The organism is Nannocystis sp. RBIL2 (genome assembly GCF_026626745.1).
Lineage (GTDB): Bacteria > Myxococcota_A > Polyangia > Nannocystales > Nannocystaceae > Nannocystis.
On record NZ_JAPNJW010000002.1, the window covers coordinates 5585675 to 5605149 of the forward strand.

21 protein-coding genes are annotated in these 19475 nt (G+C 70.8%); 6 read left to right on the forward strand and 15 right to left on the reverse strand.

Features of this window, described 5'->3' with window-relative positions; all coding sequences use genetic code 11:
• Nucleotides 1-416 precede the first annotated feature (416 nt).
• Nucleotides 417-1040: a hypothetical protein gene (locus OV090_RS46945; protein WP_267711597.1), complete on the forward strand. Its 624-nt coding sequence runs from the start codon at nucleotides 417-419 to the stop codon at nucleotides 1038-1040.
• A gap of 2 nt (nucleotides 1041-1042) precedes the next feature.
• On the opposite strand, the gene OV090_RS46950 is transcribed toward OV090_RS46945, so the two are convergent.
• The 6 genes from OV090_RS46950 to rpsP all read right to left on the reverse strand — a co-directional run bounded on the left by OV090_RS46950 (nucleotide 1043) and on the right by rpsP (nucleotide 4497).
• Complete coding sequence (locus OV090_RS46950) at nucleotides 1043-1477, reverse strand: YraN family protein (RefSeq protein WP_267711598.1); 435 nt, start codon at nucleotides 1475-1477, stop codon at nucleotides 1043-1045.
• A 6-nt stretch (nucleotides 1478-1483) separates the two neighbouring features.
• Nucleotides 1484-1897: a 50S ribosomal protein L19 gene (rplS, locus tag OV090_RS46955; protein ID WP_267711599.1), complete on the reverse strand. Its 414-nt coding sequence runs from the start codon at nucleotides 1895-1897 to the stop codon at nucleotides 1484-1486.
• Nucleotides 1884-3242: a tRNA (guanosine(37)-N1)-methyltransferase TrmD gene (gene trmD / locus OV090_RS50325; RefSeq protein ID WP_346660422.1), complete on the reverse strand. Its 1359-nt coding sequence runs from the start codon at nucleotides 3240-3242 to the stop codon at nucleotides 1884-1886. Before trmD ends, rplS begins: the two co-directional genes overlap by 14 nt.
• A complete protein-coding gene (rimM, locus tag OV090_RS46965) occupies nucleotides 3239-3832 on the reverse strand; it encodes a ribosome maturation factor RimM (protein WP_267711600.1) in 594 nt (197 codons plus the stop codon). Before rimM ends, trmD begins: the two co-directional genes overlap by 4 nt.
• Nucleotides 3833-3843: 11 nt before the next feature.
• Nucleotides 3844-4101 (reverse strand): KH domain-containing protein, encoded by a 258-nt coding sequence (locus OV090_RS46970; RefSeq protein ID WP_096329709.1) that lies wholly within the window; start codon nucleotides 4099-4101, stop codon nucleotides 3844-3846.
• Between the two features lie 99 nt (nucleotides 4102-4200).
• The gene (rpsP, locus tag OV090_RS46975) at nucleotides 4201-4497 is read right to left on the reverse strand and encodes a 30S ribosomal protein S16 (RefSeq protein WP_267711601.1); all 297 of its coding nucleotides are present in this window, start codon (nucleotides 4495-4497) and stop codon (nucleotides 4201-4203) included.
• A gap of 247 nt (nucleotides 4498-4744) precedes the next feature.
• Here rpsP and OV090_RS46980 point away from each other — a divergent pair, with 247 nt between their 5' ends.
• Nucleotides 4745-6535 carry a multiheme c-type cytochrome gene (locus OV090_RS46980; protein WP_267711602.1) on the forward strand — a complete coding sequence of 597 codons (1791 nt, stop codon included), beginning with the start codon at nucleotides 4745-4747 and terminating at the stop codon, nucleotides 6533-6535.
• Between the two features lie 74 nt (nucleotides 6536-6609).
• Entirely contained in the window at nucleotides 6610-7953 is a 1344-nt protein-coding gene (gene rimO, locus OV090_RS46985) for a 30S ribosomal protein S12 methylthiotransferase RimO (RefSeq protein WP_267711604.1), read from the forward strand.
• A gap of 38 nt (nucleotides 7954-7991) precedes the next feature.
• Here rimO and OV090_RS46990 read toward each other — a convergent pair whose 3' ends face one another.
• From OV090_RS46990 to OV090_RS47010, 5 genes are all read right to left on the reverse strand, one after another.
• Nucleotides 7992-8930, reverse strand: coding sequence for a class I SAM-dependent methyltransferase (locus tag OV090_RS46990; RefSeq protein ID WP_267711605.1), 939 nt, complete (start codon nucleotides 8928-8930; stop codon nucleotides 7992-7994).
• Nucleotides 8931-8950: 20 nt separating this feature from the next.
• A complete protein-coding gene (locus OV090_RS46995; protein WP_267711606.1) occupies nucleotides 8951-9781 on the reverse strand; it encodes a class I SAM-dependent methyltransferase in 831 nt (276 codons plus the stop codon).
• A gap of 70 nt (nucleotides 9782-9851) precedes the next feature.
• Entirely contained in the window at nucleotides 9852-10328 is a 477-nt protein-coding gene (locus OV090_RS51380; protein ID WP_267711607.1) for a J domain-containing protein, read from the reverse strand.
• A gap of 65 nt (nucleotides 10329-10393) precedes the next feature.
• Nucleotides 10394-11041: a PilZ domain-containing protein gene (locus OV090_RS47005; protein WP_267711608.1), complete on the reverse strand. Its 648-nt coding sequence runs from the start codon at nucleotides 11039-11041 to the stop codon at nucleotides 10394-10396.
• A gap of 15 nt (nucleotides 11042-11056) precedes the next feature.
• Nucleotides 11057-12628 (reverse strand): Rne/Rng family ribonuclease, encoded by a 1572-nt coding sequence (locus OV090_RS47010; RefSeq protein ID WP_267711609.1) that lies wholly within the window; start codon nucleotides 12626-12628, stop codon nucleotides 11057-11059.
• A gap of 224 nt (nucleotides 12629-12852) precedes the next feature.
• Between OV090_RS47010 and OV090_RS47015 the strand changes: the two genes are divergently transcribed.
• A complete protein-coding gene (locus OV090_RS47015; protein ID WP_267711610.1) occupies nucleotides 12853-13347 on the forward strand; it encodes a hypothetical protein in 495 nt (164 codons plus the stop codon).
• Between the two features lie 24 nt (nucleotides 13348-13371).
• Here OV090_RS47015 and OV090_RS47020 read toward each other — a convergent pair whose 3' ends face one another.
• A complete protein-coding gene (locus tag OV090_RS47020) occupies nucleotides 13372-13680 on the reverse strand; it encodes a hypothetical protein (protein ID WP_267711611.1) in 309 nt (102 codons plus the stop codon).
• Nucleotides 13681-13772: 92 nt separating this feature from the next.
• Here OV090_RS47020 and OV090_RS47025 point away from each other — a divergent pair, with 92 nt between their 5' ends.
• Nucleotides 13773-14858, forward strand: coding sequence for an FAD-dependent oxidoreductase (locus OV090_RS47025; RefSeq protein ID WP_267711612.1), 1086 nt, complete (start codon nucleotides 13773-13775; stop codon nucleotides 14856-14858).
• A gap of 2 nt (nucleotides 14859-14860) precedes the next feature.
• On the opposite strand, the gene OV090_RS47030 is transcribed toward OV090_RS47025, so the two are convergent.
• On the reverse strand, nucleotides 14861-15649 hold the full coding sequence (locus OV090_RS47030; RefSeq protein ID WP_267711613.1) for a Stp1/IreP family PP2C-type Ser/Thr phosphatase: 789 nt from the start codon (nucleotides 15647-15649) through the stop codon (nucleotides 14861-14863).
• 50 nt (nucleotides 15650-15699) lie between these two features.
• Between OV090_RS47030 and OV090_RS47035 the strand changes: the two genes are divergently transcribed.
• Nucleotides 15700-17343, forward strand: coding sequence for a DUF4388 domain-containing protein (locus OV090_RS47035; RefSeq protein WP_267711614.1), 1644 nt, complete (start codon nucleotides 15700-15702; stop codon nucleotides 17341-17343).
• Nucleotides 17344-17439: 96 nt separating this feature from the next.
• Here OV090_RS47035 and OV090_RS47040 read toward each other — a convergent pair whose 3' ends face one another.
• Complete coding sequence (locus OV090_RS47040; RefSeq protein ID WP_267711615.1) at nucleotides 17440-18414, reverse strand: fused MFS/spermidine synthase; 975 nt, start codon at nucleotides 18412-18414, stop codon at nucleotides 17440-17442.
• A 38-nt stretch (nucleotides 18415-18452) separates the two neighbouring features.
• A complete protein-coding gene (locus tag OV090_RS47045; protein WP_267711616.1) occupies nucleotides 18453-19442 on the reverse strand; it encodes a fused MFS/spermidine synthase in 990 nt (329 codons plus the stop codon).
• Nucleotides 19443-19475: the final 33 nt, after the last annotated feature.

Sequence of the window (19475 nt, forward strand, 5' to 3'; positions counted from 1 at the left end):
CTGGCCTTCGCGGGCTTTCGTGATTTTTTACACGGTCTCGCGCTTCAAACGGCGGCTGGGCGCGTCCCGAGGAGATGCACGGGCAAGGTGGAGATCGCCCACTTGCAGATCCCGGATATCGCCGCCGAGCAGCGTTCGCCGCCGGCGAACCACAGGGGTGCCGGGCCCACCGGCAGTCGTGGCCGAAAAGCCCGTGCGGACCGTTTCCCGCGCGAACGGCCATCGCGCTCGGGGCGACGCCGACGCGAGCCGAGGGGCGCGCGCGGACGAGATCGGTCGCGCCCGGACGGGATTGTCACGCCAGAGCCGCGTTGAGGTCGGCGCGTAGGGCTTCTACGCCGTTTCGCGGCGCTTGACCCTATGGTCCGGCAGTGTACGATGGGAAACCTGTTCGGCCGCCAAGACTGAGACGCCACATGCAAGTCACTCGCACGCCTGCTCTCTTGCGCACCGTCGCCAACGCGTTGGGCGCCCTGCTCCTCGTGCCGCTCCTCGCCGCCTGTCCGAAGGGCGATGTCGGCGCGCCCTGCAATCATGGCGACGTCGACCCGCCGGCCGACAAGGTCGTGACCTTCCCGGCCCTGAGCTGCAACGACCTCCTCTGCGTCTACGCCGACGAGAAGGACCCGCCGACCGCGCCCTGCACCAACAACGAGATGTGCAACTCGGCCAACGAGGACGGCAAGGCCCGCTTCCAGTGCGTCGAGTCGAAGTGCGTGCTCGCGTCGACGTACGTGCTCGAGCGCTCGATGTGCTCGAAGACCTGCTCGTCCGACACCGACTGCCAGGACGGCGGCATCGGCAAGCAAGTCCTCGCCCAGGAGTCCAACTGCGCCGCCGGCTTCAGCTGCGTGCAGATCCAGAAGCTCGGCGAGTTCTGCTGCCAGAAGCTGTGCGTGTGCAACGACGACCTCTCGCAGGGCACCGTCGACATGCTCGCCACCGAGTGCGCGGCGCTTCCGACCGACCCGAACGGCAAGCCGGTCTGCGAGGACGAGATGACGCCCGCGCCGCCGCCGTCCGACACCACCGGCGCCTAGCCTCACGGCGTGCGGTCGGCTTCGAAGGCCCCGGGGATCCAAGTGATCCGCGGGGCCTTCGCGTTTAAGTCGTCTGGCGAGTCGTCGCTCGCCGCGACCAGCACGCTGACGACGTCGAAGCGGACGGCCACGGTCTCCCACAGGTCGCGACCGACCAGCCAGGCGGCCGCGCCCCGTCGCAGTCGAGCTTGCTTGCGAGGGTCGACGGTCTCCTCCGGGAGTCCGGCGCGATCGTCCTCGCGGCTGCGGACCTCCACGAATACGTATGTGTCGACGCGATCATCCACACCGGCTGGCACGAGCCCGACCAGGTCGAGCTCCACACCACCGGCGCGGACGTTGCGGTCGACGACGAGGAGGCCGCGCGCCTCAAGGAAGCGCGCGGCCTGATCCTCCGCCAGCTGGCCGCGCACCCGAGTGGAGGGCGGCGCGGGCATCGGGGCTCAGTCGCCCTGGGGCTCGCTCGACTCGCTGCCCGAGGTGAGCAGCTCGTTGGCGTAACCGCCGAGGCGGGCGCGAATGCGGGCAGCATTGCCGCTGAGGTTGCGCAGGTAGTAGAGCTTGGCCTTGCGGACCTTGCCGCGGCTGACGAGCTCGACCTTCACGACGCGGGGCGAGTTGACCGCCCACACGCGCTCGACGCCGACACCGTGGGAGATCTTCCGGACGGTGAAGGAGCCGCGGGCGCCGCCACGCTTCCGGTGGATGCAGACGCCCTGGAAGACCTGGATGCGATCCTTGCCGCCTTCGGAGATCTTCGCGTGGACGCGGATGGTGTCGCCGGGACGGAACTCGGGAACATCGCTCCGCTTGTAGGAGGCCTCGATCGCTTCAATCAACGGGTTACTGTTGCTCATGGCGGAGCTCCGAAGGATTCGTGGAGCGGCGGGACTTGAGTTCAGCCAGTGCGGCGGCGACAAGTTGTGCTGCCGCTTCCACCGGCTGGGGGCCGGAAGAGTCTTTCATCGAGGGCGTTTCTGCAAGTCCTGAGGCGAGCCCCGGCGCTGGCGAAAACGCCGCCTCCAGGCCCTTGGCGGGCTCAGAAGATGGCGCAGAGCGGCCCTGCGGCGGGTTCGCGGCGGGCCGTGCGAGATCTCCCGCGACCTCGCACGGCAGCACCAGCACCAGCGGCGCTGAGAGATCTCCCGCTCCCGAAGCCGCGAGCAGATCGAGCAGCGGCGCGACTCCGCGGGCGAGCGGCAGATCGTCCGCCGGGCCGAGAGCGACCAGCCGCGGCGCGGCGCCGTGGCGACGGCGGAGCTCGCGGGCGAGATCTTTGAGGCTGCGGGTTTGGGCTGCGCGGGGGACGCCGGCGGCCTCGGGCACCCGCTGGCTCAGCGCGACGACCCGCAGTTCGGCGCCGCCTTCGCGGGCCGCTGCGGCGAGCGAAGCGATCAAGCCTGCCCTTTCGGACATGTCCGTTGCGCCCTGCCCGAAGTGGGCCACGAGGTACAGCGGCGCCTCGGCGGGCAGGGTCCGCTGCGGCCGGAGGTCGGGGCGCAGGGCCCAGGTGCGGCGCCAGGCCTGCTCTCGGCGCCAGCGGGCGACGTCGGCGTGATCGCCCGCGAGCAACACCTCGGGCACACCGTGGCCGCGGAACTCGGGCGGGCGGGTGAAGTGCGGGTGCTCGAGCCAGGCGCCATGGTCTTCGGGACCTGCCCCGGAGGACATGTCCTGAAGCGAGAAGCTGTCGCGCGCGGCCGACTCGGGGTTGCCGAGCACGCCCTCGCGCAGGCGGGCGACGGCCTCGATGATCGCCAGCGCCGCGACCTCGCCGCCGTTGAGGACGAAGTCGCCGAGCGACAGGCACTCGTCGACGAAGTGCTCGCGGACGCGGTCGTCGATGCCCTCGTAGCGGCCGCACAGGAGGCCGATCCGCGGGACCGCGGCCAGCCGCTCGGCGACCCGCTGGTCGAAGCGCGGGCCCGCGGGGGTAAGGAGGATCCGGTGCATCGGGCCGCGCAGCGCAGTGACGTGCTCGAGCGCCGCCACGACCGGCTCGATCTTCATCACCATGCCCGGGCCGCCGCCGTACGGCGAGTCGTCGACCGTGCGGTAGCGGTCGGTGGCGAACTCGCGGTAGTCGGTGCAGTGGACGCTGACGAGCTCGCGCGCCACGGCCTTGCCGACCAGGCCGCCGCGGAGGAAGCCGGCGACAGCGTCGGGGAACAGGGTGAAGACCTCGAAGGCCTGGCCGCTCACGGCGCCTCTCCGCCCTCCTCGAGGGCGTCGGGCAGGAGGCCGAGCGGCAGGTCGACGCGCAGGCGCTCGCCGTCGAGGTCGGCGATGAATTGCGGCAGCACGGGCAGGAGCCAGGTGTCGCGGCGACCGTCGGGGCGGGTCCACTCGACCTCGAGCAGATCTTGCACGCCGTTGCTGGTCACGCCGGCGACGAGGCCGAGCGCCTGAGTGCGGCCGTCGCCGAGCTCGCGCTCGACGGGGAGGCCGATCGCGTCGGTGAGGTAGAACTCGTCTTCGGCCAGGGCCGGGAGATCGGCGCGGGCGACCCAGACCTCGCAGCCGCGCAGCCGCTCGGCGTGGTCGCGGTCGTCGACGCCGGCCAGTTGCACGCGCACGGACGGCTTGCCGGGGACGGGCTCGACGGCGAGAATCCGAAAGGACATGTCCGATCGGGCAGGTCCTTCCGGACTGTTCGGCGGCCGGAGCTCGACCCGCAGGCCGCGCCTCAGCGCGCGCGAGTCGGGGTCGTAGAGGTGGAAGCGGAGCTGGCCGCGGACGCCGTGCGGCGCGGAGACCTCGGCGACGGCGATCGCGGCGGAGCGGCCAGACACGGCGGCTCCGCTTACTCGAGGATCTCGAGGTCGGCGCGCTTGCGGAGCTTGGCCGAGGCGGCGCTCAGGAGGGCGCGCATCGCCTTGACGGTGCGACCCTGCTTGCCGATGACCTTGCCGAGGTCGTCACGGGCGACGCGGAGCTCGAGCACCACGGTCTGCTCGCCGGCGATCTCGGCCACGTGGACCTCGTCGGGGCGATCGACGAGGGCACGCGCGAGGAACTCGACGAGGTCCTTGAGGGAGATGTTCGCGGACGCTGCGGGCATGGGTGCCTCCGGGGGGTGTAGCACCGTCGCGGCTCCTGCGGGCGCGACGGGGCGAGGCGCGAGGACGACGGACCCGAGGAGAGAAGCGAGCCGAGCGGCTTACTTCTTCTTCTCGGTCTTCTTGGTCTTCGGCTTGGCGGCCCGGGGGGCCTTGCCGGCGGCGATGTTGCGCGCGCGACGGAGGAGGCGCTCGACGGTGTCCGTGGGCGTCGCGCCCTGTTTCTCCCAGTACTCGACCCTCGGCGCGTTGAGGACGACCGACTCGGCGTGCGGGTCGTAGGTCCCGAGGCGCTCGAGGAAGCGACCGTCGCGCGGGCTGCGGGCGTCGGCGGCGACGATGCGGTAATAGGGACGCTTCTTGGAGCCCATGCGGGCGAGCCTGATCTTGACGGCCATGACTGCGTGCTTTGCTGGAGCTTGTGCGCCGGAGGCGAAAGGGTGCGAAGCCTAAACGGCTCGCCGTGCGCGGGTCAAGTCGCTTGCGTGCCAAAGGTGGAGCCCCGGGGCGACGCTGCTGGCGGAGGCGTATACCTCGGCCCAGCGGGCAGGCAAAGCCAGTGTGGCAGGGGCGGACGTGCGCAATGTCCCCTGCTGCGGAGCGGCGCCGCCGGCGGCGCGATCTAAGATCTCCGCCCCCGCGACCATGCCGATCTCCCCTCCCCGCGCCGCCGGTCTCGCCGCCCTCGGGCCCCGCCCCCGCGCGTTCGCCGGGCTCACCGCGCTCGTGGCTTCGGCCATCCTCGCCTGTGCGACCTGCGGACCCGCCGGCTCCGGACCGACCAAGACTGGCCCCGTGGAGCCGCCCGCCGCCCCGCCGCGGCTGACGCTCGACCTGGTGGCGTTCGCCCGGGTGATGGGGGCCGTCGCGCCGTGCGGCTGCACGACCGAGCCGTTGGGCGGGCTGCAGTACGTGTTCGGGTATCTCGGGCACGACATCGATCCGCAGCGGCGCCTGGTCGTTGAGCCAGGTGGACTTCTGATCCCCGACCCCAAGGGGCCCGAGGCGCCGCACGACGAGGCGGCGTGGGCGCAAGCGTATCAGCGGGCCGGCGCGCTCCAGGAGCGATTCGCCTCGCTGGGCGGCTCGCTGGTCTCCGGCGTCGGCGCCAATGATCTGTCCAGTCCGCTTGCGCAGGAGGCGCTGAAGCGCTGGCCGCTGCCGCGCGTGCTCGCCAACAGCCGGGCGTTCGACGCGCTCGGGGTGGTGCCGCACCGCGTGGTCGACATTCCGGGGGCCGACGGCAAGCCGGCGCTGCAGCTCGGCGTGACTGCGGTGCACGAGACGAGCCCGGAGGCGGTCAAGTCGCTCGGGCCGCTCGAGCCGACCACGAGCGCCGCCAAGCGTGAGGTCGCGGCGATGCGCGCGGCCGGGGCCGACGTGGTGATCGTCCTGGTCCACGGGACGCGCGCCGCGGCGGTCGAGGTCGCCGAGGGCGTGCCGGGGGCGGACATCGTGGTGACGGGCATCCCCGAAGGCACCGAGAAGGCGCGGCTGGGCGCTCCGGCGACCCGCGTGGGCCATGGCTGGGTGCTGGAGCCGGGCGATCAGGCGCAGACGCTGACGCGGGTGCGGCTGTCGATCGACCCGTCGGCGCTCGCGGCGTTGCCCGGGCCGGACGCGTGGAAGGTCCAGCCGTCGGCCGCCGCGCAGGCGAAGGAGCTCGAGCGGCTCGACGCGCGGCTGGCCAAGTTCCGCGCCGATCCGGCCGCCGATGCCGGGTACATCGCGCGGCTCGAGCAGGAGCGCGCGGCGCTCGCTTCGGCGATGGCAGGCGACGCGGCGCCGGCGGGCGCGGTGGCCGTCACGTTCGAGCAGCAGAAGATCACGTGCAAGCTGCCGGTCGACGCGGCCGGCGCCGACGCGCTGCGCAGCTACGACGCGTGGGTGGCGACGCAGAACCAGCAGCGGTTCGCGGGCGTGAAGCCGCCGGCGCCGGCGAAGGGTCAGGCGAGCTACATCGGCGGCGAGCAGTGCGGCGCGTGCCACGACAAGGCCGAGGAGCACTGGGCCACGACGCGCCACGCGGGGGCCTACGAGACGCTGGTGAAGGTGAACAAGCAGTTCGACCTGTCGTGCGTCGGCTGCCACGTGACCGGGTTCCGCCAGCCGGGTGGGTCGGAGGTGGTCGAGGTCGCCGGCCTCGAGGACGTGCAGTGCGAGGTCTGCCACGGGCCCGGCAGCATCCACGCGGAGACGCCGGAGAAGGCGGGCAAGGCGTTCGGCATCCGCCGCGAGGCCGCGGTCGACGTCTGCCTCGGCTGCCACACTGCGGAGCACTCGGACACGTTCAACTACGAGGCCTACCTGCGCGACGTGCTGGGCGCCGGGCACGGCGAGGGGCGGCGGGCGCTGCTCGGGGACGGGCCGACCGGGCGCGAGCTGCGGGCGGCGGGCCTGGAGAAGGCCGGCGGAGCCTGCCCGAAGCAGATGTGAGGCGCCCGGGCGTGCGCAAGGTCTTGAGCGGCCGGCGTTGACCCCAACGGTCGCGCGTGCTCTCTTGCCCCGTCATGTCCGCGCCCGCGCCGAAGAAGGTCTACTTCGTATCGCTTGGCTGTCCCAAGAACCAGGTCGATACGGAAGTCATGCTCGGCGTCGTGCGCGACCAGGGGCACACTCTCGTCGACTCGCCCGAGGACGCCGACACGCTGGTGGTCAACACCTGCGGCTTCATCGAAGAGGCCAAGAAAGAGTCGATCGACACCATCCTCGAGCTGGCGCAGGTCAAGGCCCAGGGCGCGGCCAAGCGGCTGGTGGTCGCCGGCTGCCTGAGCCAGCGCTACCCGAAAGAGCTGGCCGACGAGATGCCCGAGGTCGACAACTTCCTCGGCTCGGCCGACCAGCTCGGGCTGGCGCAGGTGCTCGCCGAGCAGGCCCCGCGTATGGCCGTGAGCCCGCTGGGCCGCCGCGCTTACCTGTACGATCACACCACGCCGCGGCAGGTCACCGGCGCGCGGCACAGCGCGTACGTGAAGATCGCCGAGGGCTGCGACCGACCGTGCGCCTTCTGCATCATCCCCAAGCTGCGCGGGCCGCAGCGCAGCCGCACGATCGACAGCATCGTCCGCGAGGCCGAGCAGCTGGCCGAACAGGGCACCCGCGAGATCTGCCTGGTCGCCCAGGACCTCACCACCTACGGCACCGACCTCGACGACCCGCGCAACATCGAGCAGCTGCTCACCGGGCTGTGCGGCGTCAGGGATCTGCGGTGGATCCGCCTGCACTACGCGTTCCCGACCACGGTGCGCGACGAGCTGCTGACGATGATCGCCGGCGAGCCGAAGATCGCCACCTACCTCGACGTGCCGCTGCAGCACGTCGACACCGACGTGCTCAAGAAGATGCGCCGCGGCTACACCGAGAAGGTGGTGCGCAACCTGGTCGAGAAGCTGCGGGCGCAGTCCCCGTACATCTGGCTGCGCACGACCATGCTGGTCGGCCACCCGGGCGAGACGGAGGCCGCGTTCCAGCGGCTGTACCAGTTCGTCGAGGAGGGGGCGATCGATCACCTCGGCGTGTTCCCGTGGTCGCGCGAGGACGGGACGCCGTCGGCGCTGCTGCCGACCCGCGTGTCGCCCGAGCTGGCCGAGGAGCGCCGGCTGGCGCTGATGGAGCTGCAAGAGGAGATCCGTCAAGAGCGCCACGAGGAGATGATCGACGAGGTCATCGAGGTGATGATCGACGGCGAGTCCGACGAGAGTGAGTTCCTCCTCGAAGGCCGCCACGAGGGCCAGGCGCCGGGCATCGACGGCAAGGTCGTGCTCACCGACGGGACCGCCAAGCCGGGTGATTTCGTGCAAGCGCGCATCACCCAGGCCGACGCGAACGACCTGGTGGCGACGCTGGCGCTGTGACGCGAGGGCAGTGATTCGCCGCGCGGCGAATCACTGCCTCACTTGAGCGCGACCACGTAGCCGAGCCAGGCTTCCTGGTTCTCGATCTCCGTGTGCTCGACGAACTCGCCGGTGCCGGTCAGGTACTCGTCGTCGTCCTCGTCGGCCTCGACGCGCTCGAAGTAGAACTTCACCTCGGAGAAGCCGGCCTCGCGCAGCAGCTCGCCGAGCTCCGGGAGGGTCCACAGACGCCAGTCGTAGGTGAAGGCGCGGTACAGCTGCGAGCCGTCGCGGAACTTCCAGGTGATGTGGCAGAGCGTGTGGTGGTTGATCGGGTTGAACTTCTCCTGCTCCCACACGTACGTCAGGCCGCCGCGCAGCTCGCGTTCGTCGCTGAGCTCGACCACCGCCTCGGTGCCGCCGTAGACCTCGAGCGCGAACACGCCGTCGTCGACCAGGTTCTTGCGCGCGGCGGCGAAGTAGCCGCGCAGCTCCTCGCGGGTCTTGAAGATGCAGTAGCTGAAGTTCATCGCCACGATCAGGTCGACCGCGGGCAGGCTGGTGTCGCGGACGTCGGCCTGGGCCAGGGTCACGCGCTCGACCGCGTCGGGCGGCGCCGCGGCGAAGGTGTTGGTGCGGCCCCACTCGAGCGTCGGGCCGTCGAGGTCGACGCCGAGGGCCGTGCGGCGCGCGTCGGACTTGCACCACTCGGCGGAGAACAGCGCGGTGCCGCAGAAGTCCTCGCGCACGCTCAGGGGCACCCGGCCGCGGTGCTTCTGGAACTCGGCGTCGAAGAACTCGATGTCGACCGTGGGCGACTGGACCGAGCGCTGGTAGAGCGCGAACTTGTCGGCGCTCTCGGCCAGCGTCGGCCCCTTGCGCCCGGGCTGCTTCGGCTTCTTCTTGGCCGCCGACTTCGCCTGCGTCTTCGCGGGCTTCTTCGGCGGCTGCTTGCTGGACGACTTCTTGGCGGGCGGCTTCGCGGTCTTTTTGGACATGTTCGTTCAGACAGGTTGCGTCAGCGCTCGGCGGCGAGGTAGGTCCACCAGATCTCCTGGTTCTCGACGTAGTCCGGCTCGTAGAACGCGCCGGTGCCCTCGCCCTCGGCGTTGGTCTTCTCCCAGTAGGCGTGGACCTTGGAGAAGCCGGCCTCGAGCAGCAGGTCGCGCAGCTCGGGGGCCATCCACAGGCGCCAGTCGTAGGTGAAGGCCTCGAGCAGCTTGGAGCCGTCGGGGAACAGGAAGTGGATGTGGCACAGGAAGTCGTGGGTCAGGGCGTCGAAGCGGGCCTGCTCCCAGCGATAGATGAAGTCGCCGTGGTCGTTGTCGGTCGAGCCCTCCATGATCGCCTCGGTGCCGCCGAGGAGGTCGAGGAAGAACAGACCGTCCTTGGCGAGGCCGGCGTGCACGGCCCGGAAGTAGTCGAGCAGCTCTTCGCGGCGCTTGAAGCAGTAGTAGGAGAAGTTGAGCGCGCAGGCGATGTCGACCTTGGGCTTCTTGACCTCGCGGACGTCGGCGCAGACGAGCGAGACGCGGCTGGCGACCGCGCGGCCGGCGGGGACGATGCGGTGCTCGAGGCCCCAGTTGATCGTCTCCTGCGACAGGTCGACGCCGAGGGCCGTGCGCTCCGCCCCGCTCTTGACCCACTCGGCGCACAGCACCGCGGTGCCGCAGAAGTCTTCGCGCAGCGACACCGGGTCGTGGCCGCGGAGCTTTTTGTAGATGCGGTTGAAGAACTTGACGTCGTTGCCCGGGTCCTGGACCGCGCGCTCGTAGAGGGCGTGGACATCGGCCTGGGCGGCCATGGTCTTCTTCGCGGCGGACTTGCTCTTCGCGGGGCGTGCGGTCAACGGGTCCTCGGGACCGCCGCACGGTACCGCAAAAACCGCGCAGCGCCGCGCGGACTTTTTGCCGGTCGGGTCAGCGCTGCTGCTCGAGCAGCGTGGTCAGGCCGTCGTAGGCGACCGTGATGTTGCGCGTGACCTCGGTCGCGACCTTGTACTTCTCCGGATCCTTGGCGAAGCGGTCGGGGTGGTACGTCTTCAGCAGACGCCGGTAGGACTTGCGGATCTCCTCGTGCGTGGCGCCGGGCTCGAGCTCGAGGGTCCGGTACCAGCGCAGGCGCTCGGCCTCGGAGCTGCGCTGACGCGGCGGATTATTGCCGGCAGCGCGCTGGCTGGCCTCGAAGGCCCGCTCCCACATCTCCTCGGCGGCGTCGCGGACCTGGCGGGCGCGCTTGCCGGCCTTGGTGCCGACGGTGTCGCTCTCGACCTCCTCGTCGATGACGCGGCGCTCGTCCTCGCTGAGCCCCTCGAGCGGGTCGCCGCGGCGGAACGCCTGGGAGAAGTCGGTGATGTTGGCCCGCGCGAGGTCGAAGAAGCGGCGAGTGATGCTCACCCGCTCACGATAGTGAAAAACGCCTCGCTCGCAAGACGCGCGGCCGCGCGCGCGGGCCGGCCGCGCTAGAAGTCCTCGTAGTCGTCGTCTTTGGGCGGCGGCGGCGGGGCCTTGCGCGCGGCCGGGACCGGGGCGGAGGCGCCGAAGCGCGGCGGGGGCGGGAGCGACTGGTTGGAGTCGTCGAGGCCGAGGCGGGACAGCGAGTCCTCGCGGCCGCGGCGGGCGAGGCCGCTGCGAGCGGCCGCGGGCAGGCTGTCCTCCGACAGGACGGCGGAGGCGCTGAGGCTCGTGACCGACTCGCCGGCCATCTCGTCGCCCTCTTCGAGCTGGGCCAGCTCCTCGGCGGTGAGCTCGCGCGTGCGGAAGCCCGGCTCGGCGGTGCGTGAGGCCTCGCGAGTGCGGTGCCAGGCGATCGCGTCGATGACGCGCAGCGTCATCTCGGCGCTGAGGTTGTGGAACGCGACGCCCATGCCGCGCGGCTCGTCCTGCAGGTGGACGACGCGGCCGGTGCCGCTGATGACGACCGGGTCGTCGAGCAAGATCGTGAAGCGGAGGTCGATCGCGGCGCCGACCGGCAGGCGCGCGCGCGTGTTGATGAACACGCCCTGCTCGCTCAGGTTGCTGACGAAGGAGATGCTGCCGGGATCGAGCTCGGCGAACTCGGCGTTCACCGTGTAGCGCTCGCTCCGGCGCCGTTCCATCGCTTTCGCCATGGTCGCTCCTCTCGCTCAGTCGGCCGGGTTGTTGCTGTTGTTGTTGTTGCGTCCGCCGCCCTTGTTCTTGGTGCGGATCTCGAAGTGCTCGATGTGGAAGTCCTTGCGGCCCTGGATGTCGATGCCCTTCTGCAGGCGCTTGACCATGTTGTCGACCGCGGCGACCTCGGGGCCGTTCATCAGCTCGGCGACCGAGGGGGCGGCCTGGACGATGATGGTGTCGCCGACGAGGTGCGGCCCTTCGCGCCGGACCTCGCGCAAGATCTCGTAGCACATGGTGGTCGGGCTCTTCGTGTAGCCTTTACCGTTACAGACCTCGCAGGGGGCCGTCAACAGCCGCAGCAGCGACTCCTTGGTCCGCTTGCGGCTCATCTCGACCAGGCCCATCTCCGAGATCTTCGTGATGTGCGCCTTGGCGCGGTCGCGGCGGAGGACCTCCTGCAGCTTGCGGTAGACCTTGCGCCGGTTCGACTCCTTGTCCATGTCGATGAAGTCGATGATGACGAGGCCGCCGAGGTTGCGCAGGCGCAGCTGGTCGGCCAGCTCCTCGGCCGCCTCGAGGTTCGTCTGCGTGATCGTCTCCTCGAGCGTCTTGCCCTTGGCGCCGACGAACTTGCCCGTGTTGACGTCGATCGCGGTCAGCGCCTCGCCCTGGTCGAACACGAGCGAGCCGCCGCTCTTGAGCTGGACCTTGCGCTCGAGCGCGCGGTTGATCTCGAGCTCGATGCCGTAGCCGTCGAAGATCGGCTCGCGCCCGGTGTAGAGCTCGACGCGGTCGACCAGCTCGGGCATGAACGCGCCGATGAACCGCACCGCCTTGTCGTGGGCGATCCGGTCGTCGACGATGACCTTCTTGAACTCGGGCGTGAGGTTGTCGCGCACGACCCGGAGCATGAGGTTGAGGTCGCGGTAGAGCAGCGCCGGCGCGCGCTGGTGCCGCTCGTTGAACTGGATGTTCTCCCACAGGCGCAGGAGGTAATCCATGTCGGCGCGGACCTGGCTGTTGCTGGCCGACTCGGCGACAGTGCGGACGATGAAGCCCGAGCCCGGCGGACGCATCTGGTCGATGAGGCGGCGCAGCCGCCGGCGCTCGCGGTCGCCGGCGATCCGGCGCGAGATCCCGATGTGGCTGACCGTCGGCATGAACACGACGTTGCGCCCGGGCAGCGAGATGTACGTGGTGATCCGCGCGCCCTTGCTCGAGATCGGATCTTTCACGACCTGGACGAGGATCTCCTGGCCGGGGCGCACGAGCTCGGTGATGTCGCCGTGGCGACCGGTGCGACGCGGCGCGACCTCGTCGTCGTCGTCACCGCCGAGCGCGCGGAGGGCCGCTTCTTTCTCGCCCTGGCCACCCGGAGCGGCGATGTCGCCGGCGTACAAGAACGCGGCCTTCTCCTCGCCGATGTCGACGAACGCGGCCTGCATGCCCGGCAGCACGCGTAGGACCTTGCCCTTGTACACGTTCCCGACCGTGCCGCGCTCGCGGTCGCGCTCGACGTAGTACTCGGAAAGGATCCCCTGTTCGATGAGAGCGACCCGCGTCTCGGGCCCATCGGCGTTGATGACAATGACGGAATCTGACACGGCGACCGGGCATTGGTAGCACAACCGGGGCGCCCGGTGACAACCGCGGACACGCGGGCCGAGCGCTCGCGGGTCGCTGGCAAGTCGCCGCCCGAGGCCGCGGCCTGCCCGGGGGGACCCGGGCGTGACCTGGAGCACCCCCGCGCGCCGGGCCGGCGACGTCGCGCGGCGCGGGATTTTTCGACTTTCCTGGCCCGGCCGTCTTCTGTAGTGTTCCCCGCGCCATGGCCTTCCAGTACCAACCGGGGATCTTCAAGACCACGAAGTTCCTGCCCGAGCACGAGGCGACCGTCGCCCCCAACCTGCTCATCCTTATCCGCACCGACGCCGAGTTCGCGCCCGCCTCGGTCCTGCTGCCGGTGCAGAACATCCACAACCAGTGGCGCTTCCAGATGCCCGGGGTGAAGGTCCCGAAGGTCGACTACGGCTGGGGCTCGTCGCTCGTCAAGCTGCCGCACGAGGGCTTTTACCGGCTTACCCGGGAGTTCAAGTTCGGCGACAACGGCCGCTGGCTGCCCAACGCGATCGTCCAGCTCGGCTACACCCGCGGCGCCGAGCCGATCCTCTTTATCGCCCAGCGCCGCAACCCGCTGGTGGCCAACGACCTGTTCTTCAGCGACAAGGGCGTCAAGGTCGAGCTCAGCGACATCACGGGCAACAACGCGATGCTCGAGGCGCTGACGTGGTTCCAGGAGCAGGAAGGCGCCGCCAAGCGCTGACCGCCGCGCCCGGCCCCGGCCCGATCAGGCCGAGCGGGTCGGGCGGTTCTCTTCGGTGATCTCGTCGCCGACCTCGACGCGGATCGTCTGGCCCTTCTGTCCGCGGGCCTGGATCCGCTGCAACAACATCGCACTGGCGCCGCCCTGGTTGATCCAGCCCTCGTTGGACTCGTCGACGACCTTGTTGAACACGACGATCCGCAGGGGCACCGGCGGCGTCACCCGCAGGCCGTTCCGCTGCCAGTAGAAGAACGGGCTGTACCACAACGTGTCGATGGTCTCCCACTCGCCGTCGGTCCGGAACGTGTGGCTCTTGATATGCATCTCGGCCATAAGCGGGCTTCCCCGTGGGGGTTTTAAACCTCGCGGCCCCGCCAGGCAAGCGACGCAGTGTCGCAGGTAGCCGCGCCTGCTAAGGTTCGAGCGTGACCGGCGTGGACCAGGTCGACGTCGTCGTCGTCGGCGCCGGCGTGGTCGGCTGCGCGGTCGCAGCGACCCTGGCGCGCCGCGGCCTCGAGGTGCTCGTGCTCGAACGCGAGGCCAAGGAGGGCACCGGGGTGTCGAGCCGCAACAGCGGCGTGATCCACTCCGGGCTCTACTACCCCCCGGCCTCGCTCAAGGCCGAGACCTGTCTGCGAGGACAGGAACTTTTGTACAGTTGGTGCGAGGCCCACGGGGTGAGTCACGCGCGCCCCGGCAAGCTGGTGATCGCCCGCACGGGTGACGAGGAGGTCGCGTTGCAGGCGCTCGCCGCCAACGCGGACGCGGCTGGGGCGCGGGGCTGCGTCCTCGTCGGCGCCGCCGCGGTCCGGGCGCGCGAGCCCGAACTGCCGGACGTGCGGGCGGCGCTGTGGTGCCCGAACACCGGGATCGTCGACGTCCACGGGCTGTGCGCCTCGCTACGGGCCGACGCCGAGGCGCACGGGGCGGTGTTCGGCGTGCGCACGCGGGCCTTCGCGGCCGAGGTCGCGGGCGGCGCCGTGACGCTGCAGACGACGCGCGGGCCGGTCTCGGCCGCGCGGGTGGTCAACGCCGCCGGGCTGCACGCGGACGAGGTGGCGGCGATGCTGGGGGCGGAGTCACCGCGCATTCAACCGTGCCGCGGCGACTATTTCAGCCTGCGCACGCGGGCGCGCTACCGCCACCTCATCTATCCGGTGCGAGCGCGCGGCGCGGCCGGCCTCGGCGTCCACCTCACCCTCGACCTGGCAGGCGCGTATCGACTCGGACCTGACGTCACGTACGTCGCGGCGCGCGACGACTTCGGCCCGGCGGCGCACAAGCTGGCCGCGTTCCATCGCGCCGCGTGTGCATTGCTGGGGCCGATCGCCGAGGACCAGCTCGCCTATGAGGGTTGCGGGATCCGCCCCAAGCTGCGCGCCCCCGACGAACCGGCCGAGCGCGACTTCGCGGTCTTCACCAGCCCCGGCTGCGTCCACCTGGTCGGCATCGAGTCGCCCGGTTTGACCGCCGCGCTGGCGCTGGCCGAGCGGGTGGCCGCGCTGCTGTGAGCTCAGGGCTTCTCGATGCGGCAGAGGATGGCGGTGATGTTGTCGTTGCCGCCGGCGTCGTTGGCGGCCTTGATCAGCTCGTTGCAGCTGGTGTCGAGGCTGTCGCGGGCGCTGATGATCTCGAGCAGGACGCGGTCGTCGAGCATGCCGCTGAGGCCGTCGCTGCACAGCAGGAACACGTCGCCGACCTTGAAGGCGTCGAAGATGACGTCGACGTGGACCTGGTCGGCGAGGCCGAGGGCTCTGACCACCACGTTCTTCTGGGGGAAGTGGACCCCTTCGTCGCCGCTCAATTCCTTCATGCGGAGGTAGTCGTTGAGCAGCGAGTGGTCCTCGGTGAGCATCTGAATCCGGCCCTCGCGGATCCGGTAGACCCGGCTGTCGCCGACGTGGCCGATGAAGAAGCGGCCCTGGTTGAAGTAGATGGCGTCGACGGTGCAGCCCATGCCCTTCTTGGTGCCGTCGGCGGCGGCCGTCTCGAAGATGTTCGAGTTGGCGAGCTGGATGGCGACGCTCATGCGCTGCTTCTCGATCTCGAGCGAGGGCAGCTTGAACGGCCAGGTGTTGGGGCCGCTGCGGGCGGTGTCGCGGTAGTGCTGGTCGATGGTCTCGACGGTGATCCGGCTGGCGACGTCGCCGGCGGCGTGGCCACCCATGCCGTCGGACACGACCGCGAGGGCCATCTCGCGCGGGATCAGCAGGCTGTCTTCGTTGTGGGCGCGGACCAGGCCGATGTCGGTCTTGCCGGCGAAGCGGACCCGATGCGGGCCGACCATGAAGCTGATGCTCATGCGAGGCCAAACGTAGCAGGCCGGCGCGCCGAAGTGCTAGCATCGAAGCCATGGAGACGGCCCCGCCGAGCGCCGACCCGCAGGTCGTCGACCTGGCCAGGATGAGCCTGCCCCGGCTCATGTTCGCGCTGCTGCACCGCCGCTTCACCGGGACGATCAGCCTCACGCCGCCGGCCGCGGACGTGCCGGGCCGGAGCGCCGACGCCGGCGCGCGGCGGGTGTGGTTTCAGGGCGGGATGCCGATCTTCACCGACTTTTCCAGCCCGCACGATTCGATCGGCCAGGTCCTCGTCGATCTCGGGCTCATCGAGCCGGCGGAGCGCGACCGCGCGATGGCCGAACTGGCCCGCCTGGCCCAGCCGGGGGCCCCCCGCGAGCGTTTCGGCCATTACCTGGTGCGCCGCCGCCTTCTCACCGGCGGCCAGCTCCGCAAGGCGCTGCGCGTCCAGTGCGCGCGCAAAGTGGTCCACCTGTTCGCGCTGCGGACCGGCACGGTGCAGATCGTCGCCGGCGACGCCGCCGCCGCCGAGACCGACGCCTCCCAGCCGACCCAGGTCAACAGCCTCGAGCTCATCCACGCCGGCGTGGTCGCCCACTTCGACCCACGCCGGATCGCCGCCGAGATGGGCCTCCTGCTCGACGGCCCGCTGCGCCTGCGCTCGTCGTTCGACCGCTACCGCAACCAGTTCCACTTCGCCAGGGGCGACGAGGCGATCGTCGACGCCCTCCGCCCCGGCAACCTCTACGTCACCGACGTCGCCCGCCTGTCCGGTCAGCCCGAGGCCCGCGTCGCCGCGGTGGTCTACACCCTGTGGGCCTGTCAAATGCTGAAGTCGGCCAACGCGCCGCCCGAGCAGGCGACCGGGCCGAACGCCACCCTGCCCGAAGCGACAGGTTCTACGATACCTGTCCTCAAGAACAGCAAGCCCGCGGGTCGCGACAGCCTGCGCGCCGCCGAGTTCGCCGGCGAGCTCGAGCGCCTCGAGGCGGCCATCGCCGGCGGCGCCAACGCGTTCGACCTGCTCGGCCTGGCGACCACCGCCGACCGGGCTCAGATCCGCGCCGCCTGGCACGTGCTGAGCCGGCGCTTCCACCCCGACAGCCTGCCGCACCAGGGCCTCGGCCACCTGCGCGAGCGCTCGCAGGCGGTGTTCGCCGCGCTGAGCGAGGCCTACCAGCGCCTGTCCGACGACGCCCAGCGCGAGCAGATCGTCGCCCTGCTGCGCGGCGGCCAGCCGGCTCCCCGCGCGACCGCGGGCCCGAGCGCGCAGCAGGTGCTCGAGAGCGAGGTGGTGGTCCGCGAAGGCGACAAGCTGCTGCGCGCCGGCAACTTCGACCGCGCGCTCGAGCGCTACCGCACCGCGGCGGCGCTCAACCCCGAGGAGCTCGAGATCCGCGCCGCGCTGGCGTGGTGCGAGTACCAGCTGGCGGCCGACAAGGCCGCGGTCCGCGACGCCACCCGCGCTGCGCTGTTCGAGGTCCTGGCCCGCCAGCCGCGCTGCGTCCGCGCCCACTACGACCTGGGTCTGCTGTCCCTCGGGTCAGGTGACGACGAGCAGGCGCTGCTGCACTTCAATCAGGTGCTCGAGCTGGAGCCCGACAGCATCGACGCGAAGCGCCAGATCCACGCGATCCAGCTGCGCCGCTCGACGCCCGAAGGGCCGCGGCGCAAGCTGTTCGGCCCGCGCAGGTGACAGCGCCGAGTTCGGCTCGAGCGTGTGTCCCGAACGACATGCCCTTTCAAACATTCCCTTGAGGACATGCTCGATCGAGCATGTCCCAAGGACGAATCACAGCCCGTAGCGGCAGTTCTTCACGCAGGTCTCGTTGTGCCGGCCGGCCGCCGCCTCGAGCTCCGCGGGTTTAAAATCGTCCTTGAGCACCTCGGCGGTGTCTTCCCAGTCGCGTCGGATGTAGTAGCGGGCGGCGAGGCCGAGCATGTCGGCGTCGAACTGGGGCTGGACCGTGCGGGCGTTTGCGCGGATCTGGTAGGCCCCGACGCGCTCGCGGCCGGCCGAGGCGACCAGAGTGGTCTGGTTGCCGGTCTCGCTGACGAAGCTGTAGCGCTGGGGGAACACGGCCGAGGTGGTCTCGCGGTCGTGCGGGTACATGCGGGTGACGTTGTGCAGGTTGGCGACCACCACCCCGTCGGGCGCCAGGCGGGCCAGGCAGGCGCGGTAGAACTCCGCGGTCTTGAGGTGGTAGGGCACGAACACGCCGCGGAAGGCGTCGAGCATGATCATGTCCCAGCGGACATCCGCGGCCGCGCGCTCGACGAACAGCCGCGCGTCGGCCACGTGGACGCGGTAGCGCGGGTCGTCCTTCGGCACGTCGAAGAACTCCTGGGCCAGGCGCACCACCTCGGGGTCGATGTCGACCGCGTCGATCTCGAGCTCGGGGAAGCGGGCCTTCAAGTAGTTGCTCATGCCGCCGCCGCCGAGGCCGAGCATCAGCAGGCGGCGCGGGCGCGGCTGCAGCAGGAAGCCGGCCATCATCGTCCGCGTGTAGTCGAGGTCGAGGCTCTGCGGGCGCGAGCGGTCGTGGCGCGACTCGATGAACTGGGTGCCGTCGTCGCCGACGAAGTACATGGTGCGGACCGTGCCGCTCTCGGCCACGCGGATCCGGTTGAAGCGCGAGACGGCCTCGGCGAGCACCGTCTCGGCCGCCGCGGCCGGGCGCGCGATCGCAGCTGCCCCGAAGGCCAGGCTGCCGCCGCCGAGGAGCAAGAGGCCGCGGCGCGACAGCGAGGGCGAGGCGAGGGTCACGGGCAGAACATAGCCCGAGCGCCGGCCCAGCGGTAGCGCTAGCGGTACTTGCAGCCGCGCAGGCACGAGCCGTTGTTGCGCTCGGCGGCGGCGGCCAGGTTGTCGGCGGGGAAGTCGTCGCGCAGCACCTGCGCCCGCTCCCAGTCGCGGCGGGCGTAGTAGCGGGCCGCCAGGCCCAGCATGTCGACGTCGTCGAAGCGCTGCTGGATCTGGCGGGCGTTGGCGCGGAGGGCGTAGACGCCGAGGCGCGCGGGGGCGGCGCTGGCCACCAGAGTGGTTTGATTGCCGGCCTCGCTGAGGAAGCTGTAACAGCTCGGGTAGACCGCGGCGATCGTCTCGCGGTCGTGCGGGTACATGCGCGTGACGTTGTGAAGGTTGGCGACCGCGACCCCGCCCTCGGCCAGCCGCTTCAGGACCTCGCCGTGGAACTCGGCGGTCTTGAGGTGCAGCGGGACCTGGACCCCGCGGAACGCGTCGAGCACGATCATGTCCCAGCGCTGGTCCGCCGGCGCGCGCTGGAGAAACAGCCGGGCGTCGGCCACGTGGACGCGGTAGGACGGATCGGCCGTCGGCACGCCGAAGAACGCCTGGGCCAGGCGCACCACCTCTGGGTCGATGTCGACCGCCTCGAGCTCGAGCCCGGGCAGGCGCTCGTGGAAGTAGCCGGGCAGCGCGCCGCCGCCGAGGCCGAGCACGAGGATCCGCCGCGGCTCGGGGTGCACCACGAAGCCCGCGAGCATGGTGCGGAAGACGTCGAGGTCGAGGCTGCGCCGGTGCGCCACGTCGATGCGGGTCTCGATGTACTGCGTGCCGTCGTCGGCGATGAACAGCATCGTCCGCACCGAGCCGCGCTCGACCACGCGCACGTGGTTGTAGCGCGAGCGGCCCTCGCCGAGGACGCGATCACCTGTCCCCGGGGACATGTCATTGCCCGGCCCGGCCGCCCGGACCGCGCGCGCCGGCAGCACGCCGCCGAGGCCGGTGACGGCCGCTCCGCCGAGCTGCTGGAGAAAGCCCCGCCGCTGCACGCGGGCGACTGTAGCGCACTGTCCGGGCGCCGC

Coding starts and splice junctions, on each gene's coding strand:
- OV090_RS47035 (WP_267711614.1), top strand. CDS start 15,700: ATGGAGACGGCCCCGCCGAGCGCCGACCCGCAGGTCGTCGACCTGGCC.
- OV090_RS47030 (WP_267711613.1), bottom strand. CDS start 15,649: ATGAGCATCAGCTTCATGGTCGGCCCGCATCGGGTCCGCTTCGCCGGC.
- OV090_RS47015 (WP_267711610.1), top strand. CDS start 12,853: ATGGCCTTCCAGTACCAACCGGGGATCTTCAAGACCACGAAGTTCCTG.
- OV090_RS46950 (WP_267711598.1), bottom strand. CDS start 1,477: ATGCCCGCGCCGCCCTCCACTCGGGTGCGCGGCCAGCTGGCGGAGGAT.
- OV090_RS46980 (WP_267711602.1), top strand. CDS start 4,745: ATGCCGATCTCCCCTCCCCGCGCCGCCGGTCTCGCCGCCCTCGGGCCC.
- OV090_RS46945 (WP_267711597.1), top strand. CDS start 417: ATGCAAGTCACTCGCACGCCTGCTCTCTTGCGCACCGTCGCCAACGCG.
- rplS (WP_267711599.1), bottom strand. CDS start 1,897: ATGAGCAACAGTAACCCGTTGATTGAAGCGATCGAGGCCTCCTACAAG.
- OV090_RS47020 (WP_267711611.1), bottom strand. CDS start 13,680: ATGGCCGAGATGCATATCAAGAGCCACACGTTCCGGACCGACGGCGAG.
- OV090_RS46990 (WP_267711605.1), bottom strand. CDS start 8,930: ATGTCCAAAAAGACCGCGAAGCCGCCCGCCAAGAAGTCGTCCAGCAAG.
- rimO (WP_267711604.1), top strand. CDS start 6,610: ATGTCCGCGCCCGCGCCGAAGAAGGTCTACTTCGTATCGCTTGGCTGT.
- rpsP (WP_267711601.1), bottom strand. CDS start 4,497: ATGGCCGTCAAGATCAGGCTCGCCCGCATGGGCTCCAAGAAGCGTCCC.
- OV090_RS46970 (WP_096329709.1), bottom strand. CDS start 4,101: ATGCCCGCAGCGTCCGCGAACATCTCCCTCAAGGACCTCGTCGAGTTC.
- OV090_RS47005 (WP_267711608.1), bottom strand. CDS start 11,041: ATGGCGAAAGCGATGGAACGGCGCCGGAGCGAGCGCTACACGGTGAAC.